The organism is Hyphomicrobium sp., assembly GCF_047600905.1.
In the GTDB taxonomy this organism is placed as follows: domain Bacteria; phylum Pseudomonadota; class Alphaproteobacteria; order Rhizobiales; family Hyphomicrobiaceae; genus Hyphomicrobium_B.
In genome coordinates, this window is record NZ_JASGKD010000001.1 from 2,427,767 (window position 1) to 2,446,776 (window position 19,010).

14 protein-coding genes are annotated in these 19,010 nt (G+C 61.9%); 3 read left to right on the top strand and 11 right to left on the bottom strand.

What is annotated here, in order from left to right; genetic code table 11:
• Window positions 1-7 precede the first annotated feature (7 nt).
• Entirely contained in the window at window positions 8-1,825 is a 1,818-nt protein-coding gene (gene mutL / locus QM780_RS11680; RefSeq protein WP_415070640.1) for a DNA mismatch repair endonuclease MutL, read from the top strand.
• Between the two features lie 187 nt (window positions 1,826-2,012).
• Here mutL and QM780_RS11685 read toward each other — a convergent pair whose 3' ends face one another.
• The 7 genes from QM780_RS11685 to QM780_RS11715 form a co-directional block, all read right to left on the bottom strand.
• Entirely contained in the window at window positions 2,013-3,434 is a 1,422-nt protein-coding gene (locus QM780_RS11685) for a M16 family metallopeptidase (RefSeq protein ID WP_415070641.1), read from the bottom strand.
• A gap of 5 nt (window positions 3,435-3,439) precedes the next feature.
• Complete coding sequence (locus QM780_RS11690) at window positions 3,440-4,858, bottom strand: M16 family metallopeptidase (protein ID WP_415070642.1); 1,419 nt, start codon at window positions 4,856-4,858, stop codon at window positions 3,440-3,442.
• A 253-nt stretch (window positions 4,859-5,111) separates the two neighbouring features.
• Window positions 5,112-5,591: a hypothetical protein gene (locus tag QM780_RS11695; protein ID WP_415070643.1), complete on the bottom strand. Its 480-nt coding sequence runs from the start codon at window positions 5,589-5,591 to the stop codon at window positions 5,112-5,114.
• 62 nt (window positions 5,592-5,653) lie between these two features.
• Window positions 5,654-6,163, bottom strand: a complete 510-nt coding sequence (lspA, locus tag QM780_RS11700; RefSeq protein ID WP_415070644.1) for a signal peptidase II — start codon at window positions 6,161-6,163, stop codon at window positions 5,654-5,656.
• The gene (ileS, locus tag QM780_RS11705) at window positions 6,160-9,375 is read right to left on the bottom strand and encodes an isoleucine--tRNA ligase (protein ID WP_415070645.1); all 3,216 of its coding nucleotides are present in this window, start codon (window positions 9,373-9,375) and stop codon (window positions 6,160-6,162) included. Before ileS ends, lspA begins: the two co-directional genes overlap by 4 nt.
• A 201-nt stretch (window positions 9,376-9,576) precedes the next feature.
• A complete protein-coding gene (locus QM780_RS11710) occupies window positions 9,577-10,503 on the bottom strand; it encodes a bifunctional riboflavin kinase/FAD synthetase (RefSeq protein WP_415070646.1) in 927 nt (308 codons plus the stop codon).
• A gap of 70 nt (window positions 10,504-10,573) precedes the next feature.
• Entirely contained in the window at window positions 10,574-11,011 is a 438-nt protein-coding gene (locus QM780_RS11715; protein ID WP_415070647.1) for a MaoC family dehydratase, read from the bottom strand.
• A 242-nt stretch (window positions 11,012-11,253) separates the two neighbouring features.
• Between QM780_RS11715 and QM780_RS11720 the strand changes: the two genes are divergently transcribed.
• Window positions 11,254-12,003, top strand: coding sequence for a DUF1013 domain-containing protein (locus QM780_RS11720; RefSeq protein WP_415070648.1), 750 nt, complete (start codon window positions 11,254-11,256; stop codon window positions 12,001-12,003).
• Window positions 12,004-12,033: 30 nt separating this feature from the next.
• On the opposite strand, the gene QM780_RS11725 is transcribed toward QM780_RS11720, so the two are convergent.
• The gene (locus tag QM780_RS11725) at window positions 12,034-13,752 is read right to left on the bottom strand and encodes a SulP family inorganic anion transporter (RefSeq protein ID WP_415070649.1); all 1,719 of its coding nucleotides are present in this window, start codon (window positions 13,750-13,752) and stop codon (window positions 12,034-12,036) included.
• Between the two features lie 73 nt (window positions 13,753-13,825).
• Complete coding sequence (locus tag QM780_RS11730) at window positions 13,826-14,155, bottom strand: helix-turn-helix domain-containing protein (protein WP_415072027.1); 330 nt, start codon at window positions 14,153-14,155, stop codon at window positions 13,826-13,828.
• Window positions 14,156-14,404: 249 nt separating this feature from the next.
• Between QM780_RS11730 and QM780_RS11735 the strand changes: the two genes are divergently transcribed.
• Window positions 14,405-16,030, top strand: a complete 1,626-nt coding sequence (locus tag QM780_RS11735; protein ID WP_415072028.1) for an acyl-CoA synthetase — start codon at window positions 14,405-14,407, stop codon at window positions 16,028-16,030.
• 24 nt (window positions 16,031-16,054) lie between these two features.
• On the opposite strand, the gene QM780_RS11740 is transcribed toward QM780_RS11735, so the two are convergent.
• Together QM780_RS11740 and QM780_RS11745 are read right to left on the bottom strand one after the other, a co-directional pair.
• Window positions 16,055-17,998 carry an acyltransferase family protein gene (locus QM780_RS11740; RefSeq protein ID WP_415070650.1) on the bottom strand — a complete coding sequence of 648 codons (1,944 nt, stop codon included), beginning with the start codon at window positions 17,996-17,998 and terminating at the stop codon, window positions 16,055-16,057.
• A 242-nt stretch (window positions 17,999-18,240) separates the two neighbouring features.
• Window positions 18,241-18,897: a glutathione S-transferase family protein gene (locus QM780_RS11745; RefSeq protein WP_415070651.1), complete on the bottom strand. Its 657-nt coding sequence runs from the start codon at window positions 18,895-18,897 to the stop codon at window positions 18,241-18,243.
• Between the last annotated feature and the right edge of the window lie 113 nt (window positions 18,898-19,010).

A 19,010-nucleotide genomic window follows, 5' to 3' on the forward strand; every position in this document is an offset into this window, starting at 1 on the left:
GATCAGGGTGGCGATCCGGCAATTATCGCCAGAAACGGTCAACCGCATCGCGGCGGGCGAAGTGATCGAGCGGCCGGCGAGCGTCGTCAAAGAGCTTGTCGAAAACGCGATCGACGCCGGCGCGATGCATATCGAGATCGTCATCGCGGGCGGCGGCCTGTCGCTCATCCGCGTGACGGATGACGGCTCGGGCATGAGCCCTGACGATCTCGCGCTCGCGGTCGAACGGCACGCGACCTCGAAGCTCGACGAAGAAGATCTGTTCGACATTCGCTCGCTCGGCTTTCGCGGCGAGGCGTTGCCCTCGATCGGTTCGATCGCGCGGCTCGAAATTCGGTCGCGGACGGAAGATAGCGCACAGGGCTCATCCGTCATCGTCACGCGCGGGGCGAAATCGGCGGTCGCGCCCGCCGCCGTCAATCGCGGCACGATCGTCGAGGTCCGCGATCTCTTTTCAGCGACGCCCGCGCGCTTGAAGTTCTTGAAATCCGAACGCGCCGAGGCAATGGCCGTGACCGACATCGTCCGCCGGCTGGCGATGGCGCATCCCGACATCGGCTTCTCGCTTCAGACCGGCGAGAAGCGGCCTGCCGTTTTCGCGCAGGGCGATCGCTCGTCGGCGGCGTGGCTCGAACGCATCGGCGCGATCATGGGCCGCGAGTTCATGTCCGATGCGCTCGAAGTTGCAGGGGCTGCGAGCGGCGCGTCGGCACCGATGCAAGTGTTCGGGTTCGCCGGATTGCCGACGCTGCACCGGAACGACTCGACGCAGCAATTCCTGTTCGTCAACGGCCGTTCGGTGAAAGACAAGCTGCTGATCGGCGCGGTGCGCGCGGCTTATGGCGATCTGATCCCGCGCGGGCGTTCGCCGCTGCTGGCGCTTTTTCTCGATGTGGCGCCGTCCGACGTCGATGTGAACGTGCACCCGGCGAAGGCCGAGGTGCGTTTTCGCGATGCCGGGCGGGTGCGGGCGATGATCGTTCGCGCCCTCGCCGATGCGCTTGCGGCGGCCGGCCATCGGGCATCGGCGCAAGGGGGCGTGCTGACGGTTGAAAGTTTCGAAGCCGGAATTCTTCCGAACGCAACGCTCTCGCCGCCTTTGCGGGAACCGCGCACCGACTATGCGTGGATGCCGCCGCAGTCGCCCGCATTTGCAGAACCGGCGCAGGCGCCGTTCGCCGTCCTTGATGCACCGAGCGCCAATGCGCCGGCCGTCTCCCGGCATATCCCGGAGCAGACGATCGACCGACCGCTCGGCGCCGTCCGCGCGCAGGTGCATGAAAATTACATCGTGGCGCAGACACGCGATGGGCTCGTCATCGTCGATCAGCACGCGGCGCATGAGCGCCTCGTCTATGAGAAGCTCAAGGCCGCGCTTGCGAACGGCGGAGTTGCGACACAGGGGTTGCTTATTCCGGCCATCGTGGAGCTGGAGGACGACGCCGCCGTTCTGCTCAGCGAGCACGCCGACGAGCTGGCCGAGCTTGGCCTCGTGCTCGAAAGCTTCGGCGAAGGAGCGGTGGCGGTGCGTGAGACACCGGCGCTGCTCGGCGAAACGGACGTCGAGGGCCTGGTGAAAGATCTGGCGGCGGAACTCGCCGCTGATGGCACGGCGCGGGCTTTGAAGGATCGTCTCGATAGCGTCGCCTCGCGCATGGCATGCCACGGCAGCGTGCGCTCCGGCCGAAGGCTGACAGTCGAAGAAATGAATGCGCTTTTGCGCCAGATGGAGGCGACGCCCTATTCCGGCCAGTGCAATCACGGACGGCCGACCTACGTCGCGCTGAAGCTTTCAGATATCGAGCGGCTGTTCGGGCGCCGTTGAGTCCTCGCTTTCGCGAGAAGGTCGACCGTCTTCGGGACTCTACCGTCATGCGGACGAAGGTCGGCACCCAGTCAATTACCGGCAAATGTGATGTTTCGGTTTGGCTGGATCCCGGCCTGCGCCGGGATGACGAAGATGTGGATACACGTGTCATACTCGGGACGAGCCCGAGCATGACATCGGGACTTCAGCCGCGGCCAGGAACGGCGGCGGCGGGCTGCAGCAAAGGCGGGGTTGCCGCCGAGTTCATGCCGACCGGTTTTCCGACGATGGTAACGACCAGATTTTCAGGCTTGAACAACCGAGCCGCGACGCGCTTGGCATCGTCCAACGTCACGGCGTTGATCATCGCATTGCGGTTCTCGACGTAGTCGGGACCGAAGCCTTCCTGCATCAGCCCCAAGAGCTGGGAGGCAATCTTCGAATTGGTGTCGAAGCGCAAGGCGTACGAGCCCGTCAGATAATCCTTCGCCGCCTGGAGATCCTGCGGGGTCGGACCGTTCTCCGCCATTTTCTTCATCTCGTCCTTGATGATCGCGAGGCTCTGCGCCATCGACGCGTTCTTCGTCGCGACGCTGCCGACCAGAATGGACGTCAGCTGATAGGGCTGGAGATAGGTGTAGACGGAATAGGCGAGACCGCGTTTCTCGCGGACTTCCTCCATCAGCTTGGCGGAAAAACCGCCGCCGCCGAGGATATGATTGACGACGAAGCCGGCCATGAAATCCGGGTCCTTGCGCGGCATGGCGCCAAGCCCGAAGACGGCGACGGACTGCGGCACCCCCATCTCGATGATTTTCTGGCTGCCGCCCTTCACCGGCTCGGTCTTGGAGACCGGGATCAGATCGGCGTGTTCCGGCAGCGCGCCGAAGACGTCGTCGAGCATCTTGCCGAGCTCGGCCGCCGTGATATCGCCGACCGCAACGACCTTCAGGTTGTCGCGCGCGAAGGTGCGCTTGTGATAATCGGCGAGATCATCGCGCGTAATCTTGGCAATGGTTTGCTGCGTGCCGTTGGCGGAACGGCCATAAGGATGATCCGGGAACGCCTGTGCGAACCATTCGCGCATCGCGACCTTGTCCGGGTCCTTGTCGGCATAGGCGAGATTGGCGAGAAGCTGCTGACGAATGCGATCGACGGCGTCCTGATCGAAGCGGGGCTTCTGTACCGAAAGCTTCAGCAGCTCGACGGCCTTGTCGCGGTTCTTCGACAGCGTTTCGAACGAACCGTAAAGCGAGTCCTTGCTGTCGTCGTAGCTCATGCGCATGGCGATGTCTTCCATGCGCTCCTGATAGTCCTCGGATTTGATGTCGCCCGCGCCCTCGTCCATCATCGCGGTGATGAAGTTGGCAAGACCTTCCTTGCCGGGCGGGTCTTGGCTGTTGCCGCCGTCGAAGGCGTAGCGAAGCGAGATCAGCGGAACGCTGTGCTCCTCGACGAGCCAGGCCTTAATTCCACCGGGTGATGTGATCTGCTGGATGTTCATTGCGGCCGCTGGGTGACTGACGGATAGGGTGAACAACATGGCCAGAGCCGGAAGGGCCGAGGCAACGGTGATGCGGGCTGCGTGGTGGACGACCTTGGCAGCCGCATGGGAAAATACTGTCATCAATATTACCTCAATACGCCGCCTGCGGATGGGGCTGGGAGATCATCGGCTGCCTGCGCCACGCCCGACTGATCGGGGACGAGGTAGCCGGTCACTGAATCTTTGATATCGAGATACTGTGCGGCGGCTTTCTTGACGTCGTCGGCGGTGACCTTGGAAATGTTCTCCGGCCACGCTTCGACTTCCGAGACCGTCCGACCGACGGCGAGATTCCAGCCGTAGCGGCGCGCGAGCGTCGCTTGGTTGTCGCTGTCGTAGACGTAGTCGGCGAGGTAGCTGTTCTTGGCGCGGGTCAATTCCGCATCGGTGACGCCATTTTTCACGATGTCGGCCATGACGTCGTCGATCGCCGCTTCGACCTTTTCGAGCGGCACTCCGTCGGCGGCGACGCCGTAGAGCGAGATCGTTCCGCCATCGAGGCCGTAGCCTGAATAGTCGCCGCCGGCGCTGGAAGCGAGCTTCTGCTCGACGACGAGCTTCTTGTAGATGCGGCTGGTCGAGCCCGAGCCCGCAATCTTCATCAGAATATCGAGCGCTTCGGCTTCGCCGGGCTTGGCGGTGACGTAGCTCGGCGCCTGATAATAGCGCTGGAGCATATAATTGCCGGCACGCGGATCTTTCAGCGTCAGGCGGCGGGCGACGATCGGCGGCGGCTCGCCCGGACGATGACGAACGCCGGTCACGGCCGGATTGCTCGGGATCTTGCCATACGTCTCTTCGGCGAGCTTGCGAACCTCGGCATCGGTAACGTCGCCGGAGACGACAAGGATGGCGTTGTTCGGGGCGTAGTAGTGCTTGTAGAAATCAAGCGCGTCCTGGCGCGACAGCTGCGCCATCTCGCGATACCAGCCGATGACCGGCTTGTGGTACGGGTGGTTCAGGTAGAGCGCGGCGTTCATCTGCTCGTCGAGCAGGGCCGAAGGATTGTTATCAATGCGCGAGCGCCGCTCCTCGAGGATGACATCGCGCTCGGTCAAAACTTCTTTCTCGTCGAGACGCAGATTGACCATGCGGTCGGCTTCCATCTCCATCATCTTGCCGAGACGGTCTTTGGCGACGCGCTGAAAGTAGGCGGTGGCGTCGTTGCCCGTGAAGGCGTTGTCCTGGCCGCCGAGACGGCTGACGATCTTGGAAAACTCGCCGACCGGGATCTTGTCGGTCGACTTGAACATCAGGTGCTCGAGAAAGTGGGCGATGCCGGATTTTCCCAACACTTCATCGGCGGCGCCAACCCGATACCAGACCATGTGGGTCACGACCGGCGAGCGGTGATCGGGAATGACGACGACGTCCATGCCGTTCGAGAGCTTGAATTCCGAGGCGCGGGTGGTGCCGTCGGCGGCGCGGGCGTGTGGGGTGACTGCGAGCATCAGAGTGGCCAATACCGTTAAGAGGCTGAGACGGGAGCACGTCGCAAGACGCATTATGGCGATCCTTCGAACCGAATACAGTAAGGTTTGCTCCCTAGCGTTTCTAATCCTACCCCGGCCCCGATGACCGGGGATTACTTTTTTTGCGGGAAGCCGTGCACGCCAGATGGCGGGAAGCCGCGACAGTGAGCGGTAGATGGGCCTTCAAAGTCAAATGACAAGGCGTTCATCTCGGGCCTTCAAGACGGGCGCGAGACAGCAAAATTTATCGCAGAAAAAACATTCAGTTATCGGAGAATGCCGACAATCATTGGCCGTCGGAATCGCCGTCCGCGTCGTCTTTATAGGCGGGCTTTTTCATCCAATTGGCGACGCCCGTTAGAACCGACGGATGGCAGGAGCCGAGCGGGCCCGATGCCGAATCGGCCGACGCATCGCCGCGCTGCATCGGCTCGGTGTAGTTCTTCTGACAATACTCGGCCTGCTGGCGCTCGAGTTCGGCCTGATTGACGGCTTTCGTCTTATCAGGATCCTGAATATCGGCGAGTGTCGGCCGATCGGCCTTGCCGCTTCCCGGAGGCGGCAGCGCTTCCGTCGTCGGCGGGATGGTCAGAGGCTGGCGCACCGCCATCTTCGGGTCGCCCTGAGGCTCGGAGCTGCCGTTGAGCCCCATGGCGTCGAAAACCTTGCCGTTCAGCTGAACGCCGTCGAAGCCGCCGCACCCGCCCAAAAGCAGTGTGATGGCGGCCGCGCAGAAACCGATTTTCGGACCAAATTTCAATGACATGCGTATATGCCCGTGTCTTGTGCCGACACGCCCCCAAGCCCAGTTAGGCCGACTTTACGGCGCTAATGCGACTCGCCCCTGAGAAACTCATACAACAGGCCAACAACACCGGCAACGATCGCCACATCTGCGATGTTGAAGACGTACCAGTGGAAGCCATAGGCGTGGAATGAGAAGAAGTCGGCGACGCCGCCAAGCCGCAGCCGGTCAATGGCATTGCCGAGCGCGCCACCGATGATCAGGCCAAGGCTGAGCGCCATCAGACGGGTTCCGCGGCTCCAATTGAGCCACGCCCAAAGTCCGACGCTGGCGACGAGCGCGAAGGCGACGAGCAGGTATTGGCCGGTCATGCTCTCCTGATTGAAGAGCGAATAGCTGATGCCGATGTTCTTGACGTAGACGAGGTCGAGAAACGGCGCGAGCTCGACGCGGCCCTTGGTTGCAATGTCATAGACGGACAGCATCCACCATTTGTGGAGCTGATCGATCGCCATCGTCGCCACAACGACGGCGAGCGCGAGTGGCGCAGAGCGGCTCCAGAAGATACTTCGCGAAGTCACTGCACCGGTCATACCGATGCTCCGGCGTCGATCTCGCGCATGGCGGCTGCGTCGCGGGCGGAGAGATCGGGATAGGCCGGATCGGAGCCGACGTCTTTGGTGATGCGCCACGAGCGGGCGCACTTCGTGCCCTCGGCGCGCTTCACGACAACGCCGACGCCCGGTTCGTTCGGCAGCGTGAATGCGCCTGCCGGAGGCGCATCGGACGAGATCGAAATGTCGGAGGTGATGCAGACCTCAGCCATATCGACGCCGTCGAGGCCGACCATCAGATCGGCATCGGTGACGAAGACGTCGGGCGCGGCTTCGAGCGAGGAACCGATTTTCTTTTCGGCGCGGGCGATCTCGAGCGCGCCAGTGACGACGCTGCGGACTTCCTTCACGCGATCCCACTTGGCGGCGAGGTTGTCGTCGCGCCATTCACGCGGAATTTTCGGGAACGGCACTAGATGCACGCTTTCGGCCTCGTCCGACCGATAGAGCAGCCACGCTTCCTCGGCCGTGAACGACAGGATCGGCGCGAGCCAGCGGATCAGCGCGTCGCAAAGCTTGTCGATGACTGTCAGCGCGGCTTTGCGCTTCAGGCTCGATGGCGCTTCGCAATAGAGCGTGTCCTTCCTGATGTCGAAGTAGAACGCCGACAGCTCGGTATTCATGAACTGCGACAGCAGGCCGACGATCTTGCGATAGTCATAGTGTTCGTAAGCCTTGCGGATGTCGTGATCGAGTTCGACCAGGCGGTGCAGCATCAAACGTTCGAGTTCGAACGGCTTCATTGCCGTGAACGGTACCGCATCCTCCGGCTTGAAGTGGGCGAGCGCGCCCAGCATCCAGCGCAGCGTGTTCCTGAGCTTGCGATAGGTTTCGGAGAACGTCTTCAGGATTTCGGGTCCGATGCGCAGATCGTCGGAATAGTCGGACGCTGCGACCCAGAGACGAAGAATATCGGCGCCGGACTTGGCCATCACGTCCTGCGGCGCGATGACGTTGCCGAGCGACTTCGACATTTTCTGCCCCTTCTCATCGAGCACGAAGCCGTGAGTGAGAACGATGTCGTAAGGCGCTTCGCCGCGCGTACCGCAGCTTTCGAGCAGAGAGGAATGGAACCAGCCGCGATGCTGATCCGAGCCTTCGAGGTACATGACGCGATCCTGGCCGCCGTCGCGCTTGCGCTTCAGGCCCTTGAAGCCGGGGAAGGCGGTTGGATCTTCAAGCGTGAAGGCGTGCGTCGAGCCCGAATCGAACCAGACGTCGAGAACGTCCTTCACCTGCTCCCATTTGTTTTTGTCCTTGGGCGAGATGAAGCCCTTGAGGAAGCGGTCCTTGGCGCCTTCTTCGAACCAGACGTCAGCGCCTTTTTCGTAGAAAGCTTTTTCGATGCGGGCGATCAATTCATCGGACTTGTCGAACGTCGGTCCGGGGATCACTTCGTCGGTTTCGACGTTGCGGAAGACGGTGATCGGCACGCCCCAGGCGCGCTGGCGCGAGACGACCCAGTCGGGCCGGTTCTCGATCATGCCGGTGATGCGGTTCTCGCCCGCCGCCGGCACCCAGGCGACGCGCTTGATCTCATCGAGCGCGAGATGACGGAGGGTGGGGGCGTTGTGGCCCATTCCCCTCTCCCCGCTGGCGGGGAGAGGGCTTGGGTGAGGGGCGGCAGTCGATTCCGGCGCGTGTGGCCGCCCCTCACCCTGACCCTCTCCCCGTGAGGACGGGGAGAGGGGAAGGTGAAGCGGCTTATCCATCGAAATGAACCACTGCGGCGTGTTGCGGAAGATGACGGGCTTCTTCGAACGCCACGAATGGGGATACTGATGCTTGAGCCGGCCGCGCGCGATGATGTTGCCGGCTTCGGCCAGCGCCTTGATGACGGCGTCGTTGGCGTCGCCCTTGTCGCCGTTCTCCTTCAGCACGCGCTTGCCCTCGAAGCCCGGCGCGGCTTTGGTCAGCACGCCGTCGGCATCGACGGTGAACGGAATGTCGGTATCGATGCCGCGATCGCGCAGCTTCTTCTGGTTGGCGATCCAGATGTTGTAGTCGTCAGCGCCATGGCCCGGCGCGGTGTGGACAAAGCCTGTACCGGTATCGTCGGTGACGTGATCGCCGTCGAGAAGCGGCACGTCGAAGGCGTAGCCGAGATACTTCAGCGGGTGCTCGCAGACGAGATGGCGCAATTCGAAGGCGCTGACGGTCGAGCGCTTCTCGAAAGCTTCGACTTTCGCAACTTTCATCACATCGGCGGCGAGTTTGTCAGCGAGGATGTAGCGATCGCCGACCTTGGCCCAGTTATTTTCGGGCGCCGCCGTGACTTCGTAGAGTCCGTATTCGATCCGCGACGAAAAGCTGATCGCGCGGTTGCCGGGGATCGTCCACGGCGTCGTCGTCCAGATGACGACCGAGGCGCCGAGCAGATTTTCCGGCGTCCACTCGGGGTGAAGCTCAGGCGGAAGATCGCCTTCCGATAGGTTCTCCAGAACCGGCAACGCTTTGGTCGGAAACTTCACCCAGATCATATCCGACTGATGGTCCTGGTATTCGACCTCGGCTTCGGCGAGCGCCGTCTTTTCGACGACCGACCACATGACGGGTTTCGAGCCGCGATAGAGTTGGCCGGTGGCGGCAAACTTCATCAGCTCGCGGGCGATGATGCTCTCGGCACGGTAGTCCATCGTCAGATACGGGCGTTCCCAGTCGCCGATGACGCCCAAGCGCTTGAACTCTTCGCGCTGGACGCCGACCCAGTGCTCGGCGAACTTGCGGCATTCGTCGCGGAAGGCGTTGATTGCGGCGGGATCGAGGAAGTTCGGCTTCTCCTTGCCTTTCGAACGGTATTGCTCCTCGATCTTCCATTCGATCGGCAGGCCGTGGCAGTCCCAGCCGGGCACGTAGTTGGAATCGGTGCCGAGCATCTGGTGGGATTTGACCACCACGTCTTTGAGGATCTTGTTCAGCGCGTGGCCGATGTGGATGTTGCCGTTGGCGTAGGGCGGCCCGTCGTGAAGCGTGAACTTCACCCGGCCCTTCGACTGCAGACGCAGCTTTTCATAGAGGCCGATCTCGTCCCAGCGCTTCAGGAGCTTCGGCTCGAGGTCCGGCAAGCCGGCGCGCATCGGGAAGTCGGTCTGCGGCAGGAACAGCGTTTTGCCCCAATCACGGCCACCGGCAGCGGCCGGGGCTTCGGTCTGGGCGCCTGCGTTGCCGGCGGCCTTGGCGTCTTTCGACATCAGTTGAACTTTCAATCCTTAAGGAAATCAGGGCGGGTTCTAGCAACTGCGCCGCGGCTTAGCAAAGGCGCCCCCGGGACATCCCCTCTCCCCGTGTTTACGGGGAGAGGGCTAGGGTGAGGGGCCGCAACAAACGAGCTCAATCCGCCCCTCACCCCAGCCCTCTCCCCATTCAAAGTGCAGGCGAATGGGGCGAGGGAGTTATTGCTTCGCCAAAACAGCCCTAACGGCGGCGATGTCCCTGTCCATCTGGGCGATGAGTTCCTCGACGGAATGGAATTTTCGGTCGGCGCGGATGAAGTCGATGAATTCGACTTCCATGTCGCGGCCGTAGAGATCGCCGTCAAAATCAAACAGGAAAACTTCGAGCACCGGCATGCCGTCATCGAACGTGGGGCGCGTTCCGAGGTAGGCGGCGGCATCGTGGGCAACGCCGTCGAAATGCGCACGGACGGCATAAATACCATGGCCGAGCGTCGTGCCTTTGGGCATCGGGAGGTTGGCGGTTGGGTATCCCATTCCGGTTCCACGCTTGGCACCGCCGACGACCTTGCCGGCGACCCGCCAGGAATTGCCCAGCACATGGGCGGCACCCTTGACGTCGCCCTGCGCGAGATAAAGCCGGACGGCCGAGGATGAGAACGGTTCGCCTGCTTCTGCGACGGGCGGCATGACGGTCACTCCAAAGCCAAGCTCTTCTCCGGCGCGCAACATCATCTCGGGATTGCCGCCGCGCTTATGACCAAAATAAAAATCGTAACCGATGACGACGTGACTGGCGCCCAGGCCAGCGACAATCACACGCTCGATGAAGTCTTCAGCGGGCAGCGCCGCAAGCTCCTGACCGAAGGGTTCGACGAAGACAAGGTCGAGGCCGAGGCGCTCGAAAATCTCGATCTTGCGCTTCAACGGCGTCAGGCGGAAATGGGCATCTTTCGGCTGGAAATACTCGCGCGGATAAGGTTCGAACGTCATCACCGACGAGAGCACGTTCTTTGCTGCTGCGCGCGACTTGGCTTCGGCGATCAGTGCGCGGTGGCCGCGATGGACGCCGTCAAAGTTGCCGATTGCGACGGCCGAGCCGCGGAATTCCGGCAAGACGTGTTTATGTCCATGGATGACGTGCATTGGAGCGCGGCCTCGTCGGTCTTCCCGGCGACGTAGCTAGCAAGGAGAACGATTGCAGGCGAGTTTGAATTTACCTCGGGCGGCCCGGAACCATCAGAACCGCTTCGCCGGTCAGAACGGGTTTGCCTGCGACGGAGCAGAGGCAATCGAAACGGGCGCGCTTCTTGTCTTGGATCAGTTCGACCAGACGAACGAGCGTCTCGACGCGATCATCGATTTTCACAGGCCCACGGAAATGGAGCGACTGGGAAATATAGATGGCGCCGGGGCCGGGAAGCTTCATGCCAAAAATGGCCGAGATGTAGCCCGCCGACAGGATGCCGTGGGCGATCCGCTCCTTGAATATCGTCTTGGCGGCGTATTCGGAGTCGAGGTGCACCGGGTTGTAGTCACCCGATAAAGCGGCGTAGGCAACGATATCCGCCTCGCTCACTATTCGCGACATCGAGGCTTCCTGGCCGACCTCTAAGTCCTCGAAATATTTCGTCCGGCCGGCTGTTGCGAGCATTCAGTCGTCCCTGCAATATATCGCGACAGGCCATTGGACCTGACGTTTTTTTCGACACTAACCCGCCGGAAACGCTGCCCGCAACTGGGGCATGCCCAATCTGGCTGCGGCCTTGTTGCATTTGATTAAGGCAATGAGCCTTGCATCAGGGCGGTCGGAGGCGCTATAAATGATCATTCCCTTTAATTTACCGTTTTAGCAGGCCTCCGCGAACCCATGCGAAGGACCGAAAGAGGATACCCATGAGTGACCGCCGCCCCCTGATGCCCAAAGCCACTGCCGTTTGGCTGGTGGAGAATACGGCGCTCTCGTTCGACCAGATTGCCGAGTTCTGCGGTTTGCATCCGCTTGAAGTCAAAGGCATCGCGGACGGCGAGGTCGCACAGGGCATCAAGGGCATGGACCCGGTCACGAACGGGCAGCTAACCCGCGAAGAGATCGCACGGGCCGAGAAAAACTCCGCGCACAAGCTGCAGCTGGCGGTCAGCAAGGTCGAGCTTCCGCCGATCGCGCAGACGCGCAAGGGTCCGCGCTATACTCCGGTTTCCCGCCGCCATGACCGGCCGAACGCCGTGCTCTGGCTGCTGCGTAATCATCCGGAACTGAAAGACAGCCAGATCATGCGGCTCGTCGGCACGACAAAGCCGACGATCGCTCAGATCCGCGACCGGACGCACTGGAATTCGGCCCAGCTGACACCGCAGGACCCGGTGACGCTCGGCCTTTGTTCGCAGATCGACCTCGACGCCGAGGTCAAGAAAGCGGCGCGCCGGACCGAGCGCGAGCGCAAAGAGGCGGGAGAAGAGCCGGATCGCGCCGGCACGCTGCTGCCTGCTTCGGAGACGACCGCTCCGTCGCGAGCCGAGATCCTGACGCCGAAGGCTTCGCCGGAAGCGGCGGAAGAAACCCCGGAGCAAGAACAGGCACGCGTTTTCGCCAAGCTCAAGGGCATGACTTCTGCCAACAAGCCGGAAGAGGGCGAGGAAGAGTAATCGTCCGGCCGCACATCGATCCGGGCGGCTTTATTTCCCGCCCGGTTTTTCGCCCCGGCTGAGGGCGATGGCTTCGTCGATGCTCGCCGCATAACGGACGAGCGGGGTTCTGAGGCCCGCCGACAATAGCGTGCGGCGGACGTTGCGGCTGGCGGACGTCAAATAGAGTTTGGTTCCGGCGCGCTCGAGTTTGTGCGCGAATCTTTCAAGCGTTCGCGCGGCCGTGCTGTCGACCAGGGGAACGTCGGCGAAATCCAGAACGAAGGTCTTGGGGTGGGCGCCGATCCGGTCGAGGACGGCGTTGACGGATGCGGTCGCGCCGAAGAAGAACGCGCCGGAAATGCGATAGACGATGACGTCGTTTCCGATCGTGGCGATCCGTTCCCGGGCTTCGTCGGTCTCGATCGTGTCAGCGATATCGTCTTTGATGAGTGACGTTCCGACCTCGACCTCGATCGCTTCGGCCATACGATGCAGAAACAGGAACGCGCCGAGCGTGACGCCCACCGCAATTGCCGTCGTCAGATCAACGAAGATGGTCAGAAGGAATGTCGCCAGAAGGACGGCGGCGTCGCCCCATGACGATCGCAGGAGCGCGGCGAACTCGTCCTTCTCGGCCATGTTCCAGGAGACGACGGCAAGCACGCCGCCGAGACTGGCAAGCGGGATATAAGCGGCAAGCGGCGCCGCGACGAGCATGAACAGCAGGACGAACAACGCGTGCAGCATCCCCGAAACGGGGCCATGAGCGCCGGCACGCACGTTGGTCGCAGTGCGGGCGATCGTGCCGGTCACGCACATGCCGCCGAAGGTGACGGACGCGACGTTGGCGACGCCTTGAGCAACAAGCTCGCAATTGGAGCGATGGCGGCGCCCCGACATGCCGTCGGCGACGACGGCGGAAAGCAGGCTTTCGATCGCGCCCAGCAACGCGATCGAAATCGCATCGGGCAACGCTGCCTGTAACTTCGCCAAGTCGAACGCCGGCAGATGGGGAGCAGGCAGCGTGCGCGGGACTTCGCCGAAGCGGGACCCGATGGTCGCGACGTCGAGGCCGCAGAGCCAGGCGAGAAGTGAGGTAACCGCGACCGCGATCAGCATTCCGGGCCAGGTCGGCCGCCATCTGCGAAAGCCGACGATCATCGCGATCGAAGCGAGCGAAATGGCGATGGTCGCGGGATTGAAGGTTGCGATGTTGGAGGCAAGCGCGACGAGTTTGGGCATCAAGGCGGCTGGTTCATGGGCCAATTGGAGGCCCAGCAGATCCTTGATCTGGCTCGCGAAGATGATGACCGCGATGCCTGCGGTGAAACCGACAGTAACGGGAAACGGAATGTATTTGATGTAGGTGCCGAGGCGCAGAAAGCCCGCCGCGATCATGATCAGGCCGGCCATCGCGGTCGCCAGCACAAGCCCGTCATAACCGCGATGCTCGACGATGGTGGCTATCAGCACAATGAAGGCGCCGGCGGGTCCACCGATCTGAAACCGACTGCCGCCGAGCGCAGATATCAAGAAGCCGCCGACGATGGCGGTGAACAGGCCCTTTTCCGGCGACAGTCCGGAGCCAATGGCGATGGCCATCGAGAGAGGGAGGGCGACGATGGCGACCGTCAGTCCGGCGATGGTATCGGCGCTGAAATCCTTGAGGTGATAACCCTCGCGCAAAACCGTTACGAGTTTCGGCGTGAAGAGTTCGACCCAGTTCGGGCGAGCGCGCGCCGGCAGATCGGTTGCCGAGCCATGCATCGTTGCGTCTCCTAGAAAATGCGGAGCGGCGAGATCGTCGGCATGCGCTGTCGGCGGTCTTCGTCGCGCGTGATCAACTGCCCGGGACCGTCCGAGCGCCCCCTTTTTTTCCGCGCCCCTGGGCGGGCGACGACGTGACGGACGCCTTGACGGGCTGGCGTTCCTTGAAGCGCACGCCGCGGCCCTGACCGACGCTCGGCGTATTCTCGCCGATGAGTTCAATGCCGGCAGCTTCGAAGGCGGCCACCACCTTCATCAGCGTATCGACGACGCCGCGGACATTGCCGCTGCTCGCTTCCATGCGCTGGATCGTCGGCAGAGAAACACCGGCGCGGTCGGCCAGCGTTTGTTGATCCATACCGAGAAGCGCGCGGCCGGCGCGCATTTGCCAGGACGTAATCAGGCGCCAATCTCCCTGAGTTGCTGCGTCATGGCTTGTCTTTAATTGTTGATGTTTGGTACATCAATATAAATCTTCAAAACATGATATCGGCCGCCTGCGCGTTTTTTCTTTCCGGGGACGGACGACGGGCTTTCGCCAATTCCGGCATTGTCGGCGGGTAGCGCTTTCGCTAGCGTCGAGGCGATGTCGAAGGCGCTTCGGTTTCAGAAGCCCGACGTTCGCATGCAGGAAGAAGCAGGGCCCGTGATCGTGTCGAACCCATTTGAGCACCACCTCGATAAGAACCCAGCGAACTATCAGCCGCTGACACCGCTATCGTTCCTGTCGCGCTCGGCGGTCGCCGCGCCGAACCACACGGCGATCATTCACGGCAACAGGCAGATTTCGTATTCGGAATTCTACACGCGCTGCAAAAAGCTCGCCTGCTCGCTGGCGATGAACTACATCGGCCCGGGCGATACCGTCGCCGTCATGCTGGCCAACACGCCGGCGATGCTCGAAGCGCATTATGCCGTGCCGATGACCGGCGCGGTTCTTCTGACACTCAACACCCAACTCGATCCGGCGATCCTTGCATTCCAGCTCGACCACGGCGGAGCGAAGGTCCTGATCACCGACCGGGAGTTCTCCAGCGTGATCAAGTCGGCGCTGTCGATGGCGAAGGTGAAGCCGGTCATCATCGATTACAATGATCTCGAATTCCCGCAGACGGGCGAAGCGCTGTCGTCGCTGGATTACGAAGCGTTCTTGTCGAAGGGCGATCCGGACTTCAAATGGCGCTGGCCGCAGGACGAGTGGGAGGCGATCTCGCTCAACTATACGTCAGGCACCACCGGAAATCCGAAAGGCGTCGTCTATCATCATCGGGGCGCGGCGTTGATGTGCTATGCCAACGCCATCTCGACGGGGATGACGCGGTTTCCGGTGTATCTGTGGACCCTGCCGATGTTCCATTGCAACGGCTGGTGCTTCCCGTGGACGATCACGATGGTGCAAGGCACGCACGTCTGCCTCAGATGGGTGCGCGCCAAGGCGATGTATGAGTACATCGTCGCGCACAAGGTCACGCATCTTTCCGGCGCGCCGATCGTGATGGCGACGCTGCTCAACGCTCCGGACGACGAGAAGCAGAAGATCGAGCACGTCGTCGCCTTCAATCATGCCGCGGCACCGCCGCCCGCCGCGGTCATTTCGGCAATGACGGACGCAGGCTTCCACCTCACACATCTTTACGGGCTGACGGAAACCTATGGTCCCGCGACCATCAACGAATGGGACCCGTCTTGGAGCGATCTCGAGCCCGCCGAACGCAGCGCCAAGCGTATTCGTCAGGGCGTGCGTTACGTCGCCCTCGAAGGGCTCACCGTCCGCGATCCAGAGACGATGCGCGAAGTGCCACCCGACGGCGAGACGCTGGGCGAAGTGATGTTCCGCGGGAATATCGTGATGAAGGGCTATTTAAAGAACGAGAAGGCGACGGACGAAGCCTTCGCCGGAGGCTGGTTCCATTCCGGAGATCTCGGCGTCATGCATCCCGACGGATACATCCAGCTCAAGGACAGGTCGAAGGACATCATCATCTCGGGCGGCGAGAACATCTCGTCGATCGAGGTCGAGGAAGTGCTTTACAAGCATCCGGCGGTGGCCTTCTGCGCGGTCGTTGCCAAGCCGGACGAGAAATGGGGCGAGACACCGTGCGCGTTCATTGAGCTCAGGCCCGGCTCGTCGGCGACCGCCGATGAAATTCTCGAATGGTGCCGCGCGGGGCTCGCGCGATACAAGGTTCCGCGCCACATCGTGTTCGCCGAAGTGCCGAAGACTTCGACCGGCAAGATCCAGAAATTCAAGTTGCGCGAGATGGCGAAAGAGGCTTGATCGCGCACTCTCTCCCGGTCTGAGCTAGCGTTCGAAACGGAGGTTGGAGAGCGAAGGTTCCGGCCAGATGACCGGGACGAGCACACGGTTGGCGATCAGCTGCGCGCCGCTCATCGAGAGATGATTGTTGTCGAAGTACAGAACCGCGCCGTCGGCGTATGGTTTGCAGCGCGTCTCGGAGCAGAACTGCGGCGATATCGGCACGAAGATCGCGCCATTGGCGGTCGCTATCGCGCTCAGGCGCGCTTCAAGCTCGCCCAAATCCTTTGCAGGAAATGAGAAGTCTTTGGGATCGCGGCCCTTGGCTGTCCATCGCGCGACCGCCGCTGGAATGCTCGCGGCATCAGGCATATCCGGCACCGGTCCGACGACGATGACGCGATGACCGGCGGAGCGCAGGGCCGCAATCGAGCGTTCCATGGCGGGCAAGAACTGCTCGGGGTATTCGCGATTCCAGCCGAGCGCGTATGTTGCAAGCACGACTGTCGTCGGCGAAATGGAACTCAATCGATCGATGATTGCGGCGTTGTAGCGCTCGCAGTGGTCATCATTGGGGAACGAAAAACCAACAGCCGGCGGGCAGCCGGAGGCCGTGACCTGGCGGATGCTGGCATGGCGGGCTTTCGCGATGTCGCCGAGCACGGCGCTGAGTTCGGCGCCATGGCTGTCGCCATAGACGATGACGCTCGGCGCGACGCTGTCTCCGATGATGCAGGTGTCATCGTAGGAGTGTTGGAGTTTAAAATCATAGTGGCACTTCGCACGCAAAGGACTGGAATCGGCGCGGGCGGCATCGATTTCCAGTACGGACGCGGGGAACCGCTGAGGCATACCGTTCAACGTGATCAGGCCAGCGGCGGCGGCCGTCAGCGCACCGAGACTGAGCGCTCCGCCCTTGAAGATTTCAGCGCGAGAAAAGCCTGCGGGGCCGCGGCGGCGGAACGGTTGTTCGATGAAATACCAGGTGCCTGTCGCGAAAACGACGGCGATCACCGCGATCGCGACCTGATGCTCGAGATGGAGAGGCCCGGACATCGCGAGCTTGGTGAAGACGATCAGCGGCCAATGCCAGAGGTAGAGGCTATAGGAAATGAGGCCCAGCCAGGTGAGCGGCCTAAAGCTCAGAGCGCTGGTCGCGCGTGCGCCGCTGCGCTCGCCGGCCCAGATCGCCATCGCGGTTCCGATGCACGGAAGAAGTGCGGCGGCGCCGGGAAACGGCGTCTTCGTCGTATAAGCGAATATCGAAACTGCAATGGCGGCGATGCCGAGTGTAGCAGCTGCTTCGCTTTGAGCGCGCGACGCCGGTGGCGGAACCAAGCCCAGTGCGACGACGGCGCCGGTCAGCAGCTCCCAGGCGCGGGCGTGCAAAAGGTAGAACGTGGCGAGGGGGTGTTGCGGCAGAAACACGATGCTCGCGATCAGCGATGCGGTGAATGCCAGCCAGATGATCTTGCCGAGCGCTTGCGGCCACCAGCGGTAGACGGCCATGAGCATCAAGGGAAAGACAATATAGAACTGCTCCTCGATGCCGAGGCTCCAGGTATGGAGCAGCGGCTGGCTGCCGCTGACCGCATCGAAGTAGCCCGAATGCGCGTAGAACCAGATATTGCTGACCGAGAATGCGGTGGCGATCAGGCTTTTGGCATAGCGCAGCAATTCGTCGGGGAGCAGGAATGTAACGGCCACGGCCGTGGTGCAGGCGCAGACGAAAACCAGTGCGGGCACGATGCGGCGAATGCGGCGCTCGTAAAATCGCGCGATGCTGAAGTCGCCGGTCTGAAGTTCGGCGGCGATCAGCCGGGTGATGAGATAGCCGGAGAGAACGAAGAAGACGTCGACACCGACAAATCCGCCGGACGCGAACGGCAGATCGAGATGATAGGCGACGACCGCCAGAACGGCGATGCCTCGCAAGCCATCGAGGTCGGGCCGATAGGCGTTTTTGGCCCTGACAGCCTGCTCAAGCACGCGCGCCGGCTCCGGCCATGGCTGAGGCCGCCATCGCAGCATTTGCTGTCATTTGATCCCTCATTTACCACTTTTCGGTGCATGCGTGCGAGGTGCAAGCACAGGTAGTATCGCGATTCCGCGAGCGAGGCTCAAACGATTTTTTTGAGCTTCTCCGTCGATGCATTCAATGCCAGTTCAGAAATGCTTTGAGGATCCGACCAGCGGCGCACGGCCGCGAAAATCCTACGATGAAATTGCGATCAGAACTCGACTTCGAGTTCAACGATCTCGTCGGGTTCGACGAGTGCGCCCTGCGTCCATTCCTGCATCAGCGGCCAATGGAAAATGGTTTCGCAGTATTCCGCGAGCCGTGGTTCGAGCGGGACGGCGTAAGTCCGGAAGCGGGTGCAGACAGGTGCGTACATGGCATCGGCGACAGTCGGCTTGGCGCCGAAGAGATAAGGTCCGCCGTATTTCTCCAGACACTCCACCCAGATGGTCTTGATGCGTTCGACGTCGGGGCGGGCGCCTGAAAAGATCTTGAAGAACTGATGGCGCGCCTTGAGGTTCATCGGCAGCGCCGAACGAAGATTGTAGAATCCGGAATGCATCTCGCCGGAGACCGCGCGGCAGTGTGCTCGCGCTGCCTGATCTGCGGGCAGGAGGCCTGCTTTTGGAGCAATCTCGTTCAAGTACTCGGCGATCGCCAGCGTATCCCAGACGGTGACGTTGCCATCGGTCAGCCGAGGCACGCGGACCGACGGCGAGAGCAGCAACAGCTCCTGGCGAACCTCCTGATCGTCCGTCGTAACAAGCTCTTCGTCGAAATCGAGCCCGGCCATGCGGCAGAGAAGCCACCCCCGCAACGACCAGGACGAATAGTTCTTCGAAGATATCGTCAGCGTTGCATTCGCCATCGGCGACCAGCTCCGTCCCACCAAAACCTGCCTAAACAATTGTCTCGCAGGCCAACACACTATGCACTACGTTTTTCAGTCGCATGCATTTTTCGGTTACCGACGGGGACTTT

Coding starts and splice junctions, on each gene's coding strand:
- QM780_RS11685 (WP_415070641.1), bottom strand. CDS start 3,434: ATGACAGTATTTTCCCATGCGGCTGCCAAGGTCGTCCACCACGCAGCC.
- QM780_RS11690 (WP_415070642.1), bottom strand. CDS start 4,858: ATGCGTCTTGCGACGTGCTCCCGTCTCAGCCTCTTAACGGTATTGGCC.
- QM780_RS11695 (WP_415070643.1), bottom strand. CDS start 5,591: ATGTCATTGAAATTTGGTCCGAAAATCGGTTTCTGCGCGGCCGCCATC.
- lspA (WP_415070644.1), bottom strand. CDS start 6,163: ATGACCGGTGCAGTGACTTCGCGAAGTATCTTCTGGAGCCGCTCTGCG.
- ileS (WP_415070645.1), bottom strand. CDS start 9,375: ATGTCGAAAGACGCCAAGGCCGCCGGCAACGCAGGCGCCCAGACCGAA.
- QM780_RS11710 (WP_415070646.1), bottom strand. CDS start 10,503: ATGCACGTCATCCATGGACATAAACACGTCTTGCCGGAATTCCGCGGC.
- QM780_RS11715 (WP_415070647.1), bottom strand. CDS start 11,011: ATGCTCGCAACAGCCGGCCGGACGAAATATTTCGAGGACTTAGAGGTC.
- QM780_RS11720 (WP_415070648.1), top strand. CDS start 11,254: ATGAGTGACCGCCGCCCCCTGATGCCCAAAGCCACTGCCGTTTGGCTG.
- QM780_RS11725 (WP_415070649.1), bottom strand. CDS start 13,752: ATGCATGGCTCGGCAACCGATCTGCCGGCGCGCGCTCGCCCGAACTGG.
- QM780_RS11745 (WP_415070651.1), bottom strand. CDS start 18,897: ATGGCGAATGCAACGCTGACGATATCTTCGAAGAACTATTCGTCCTGG.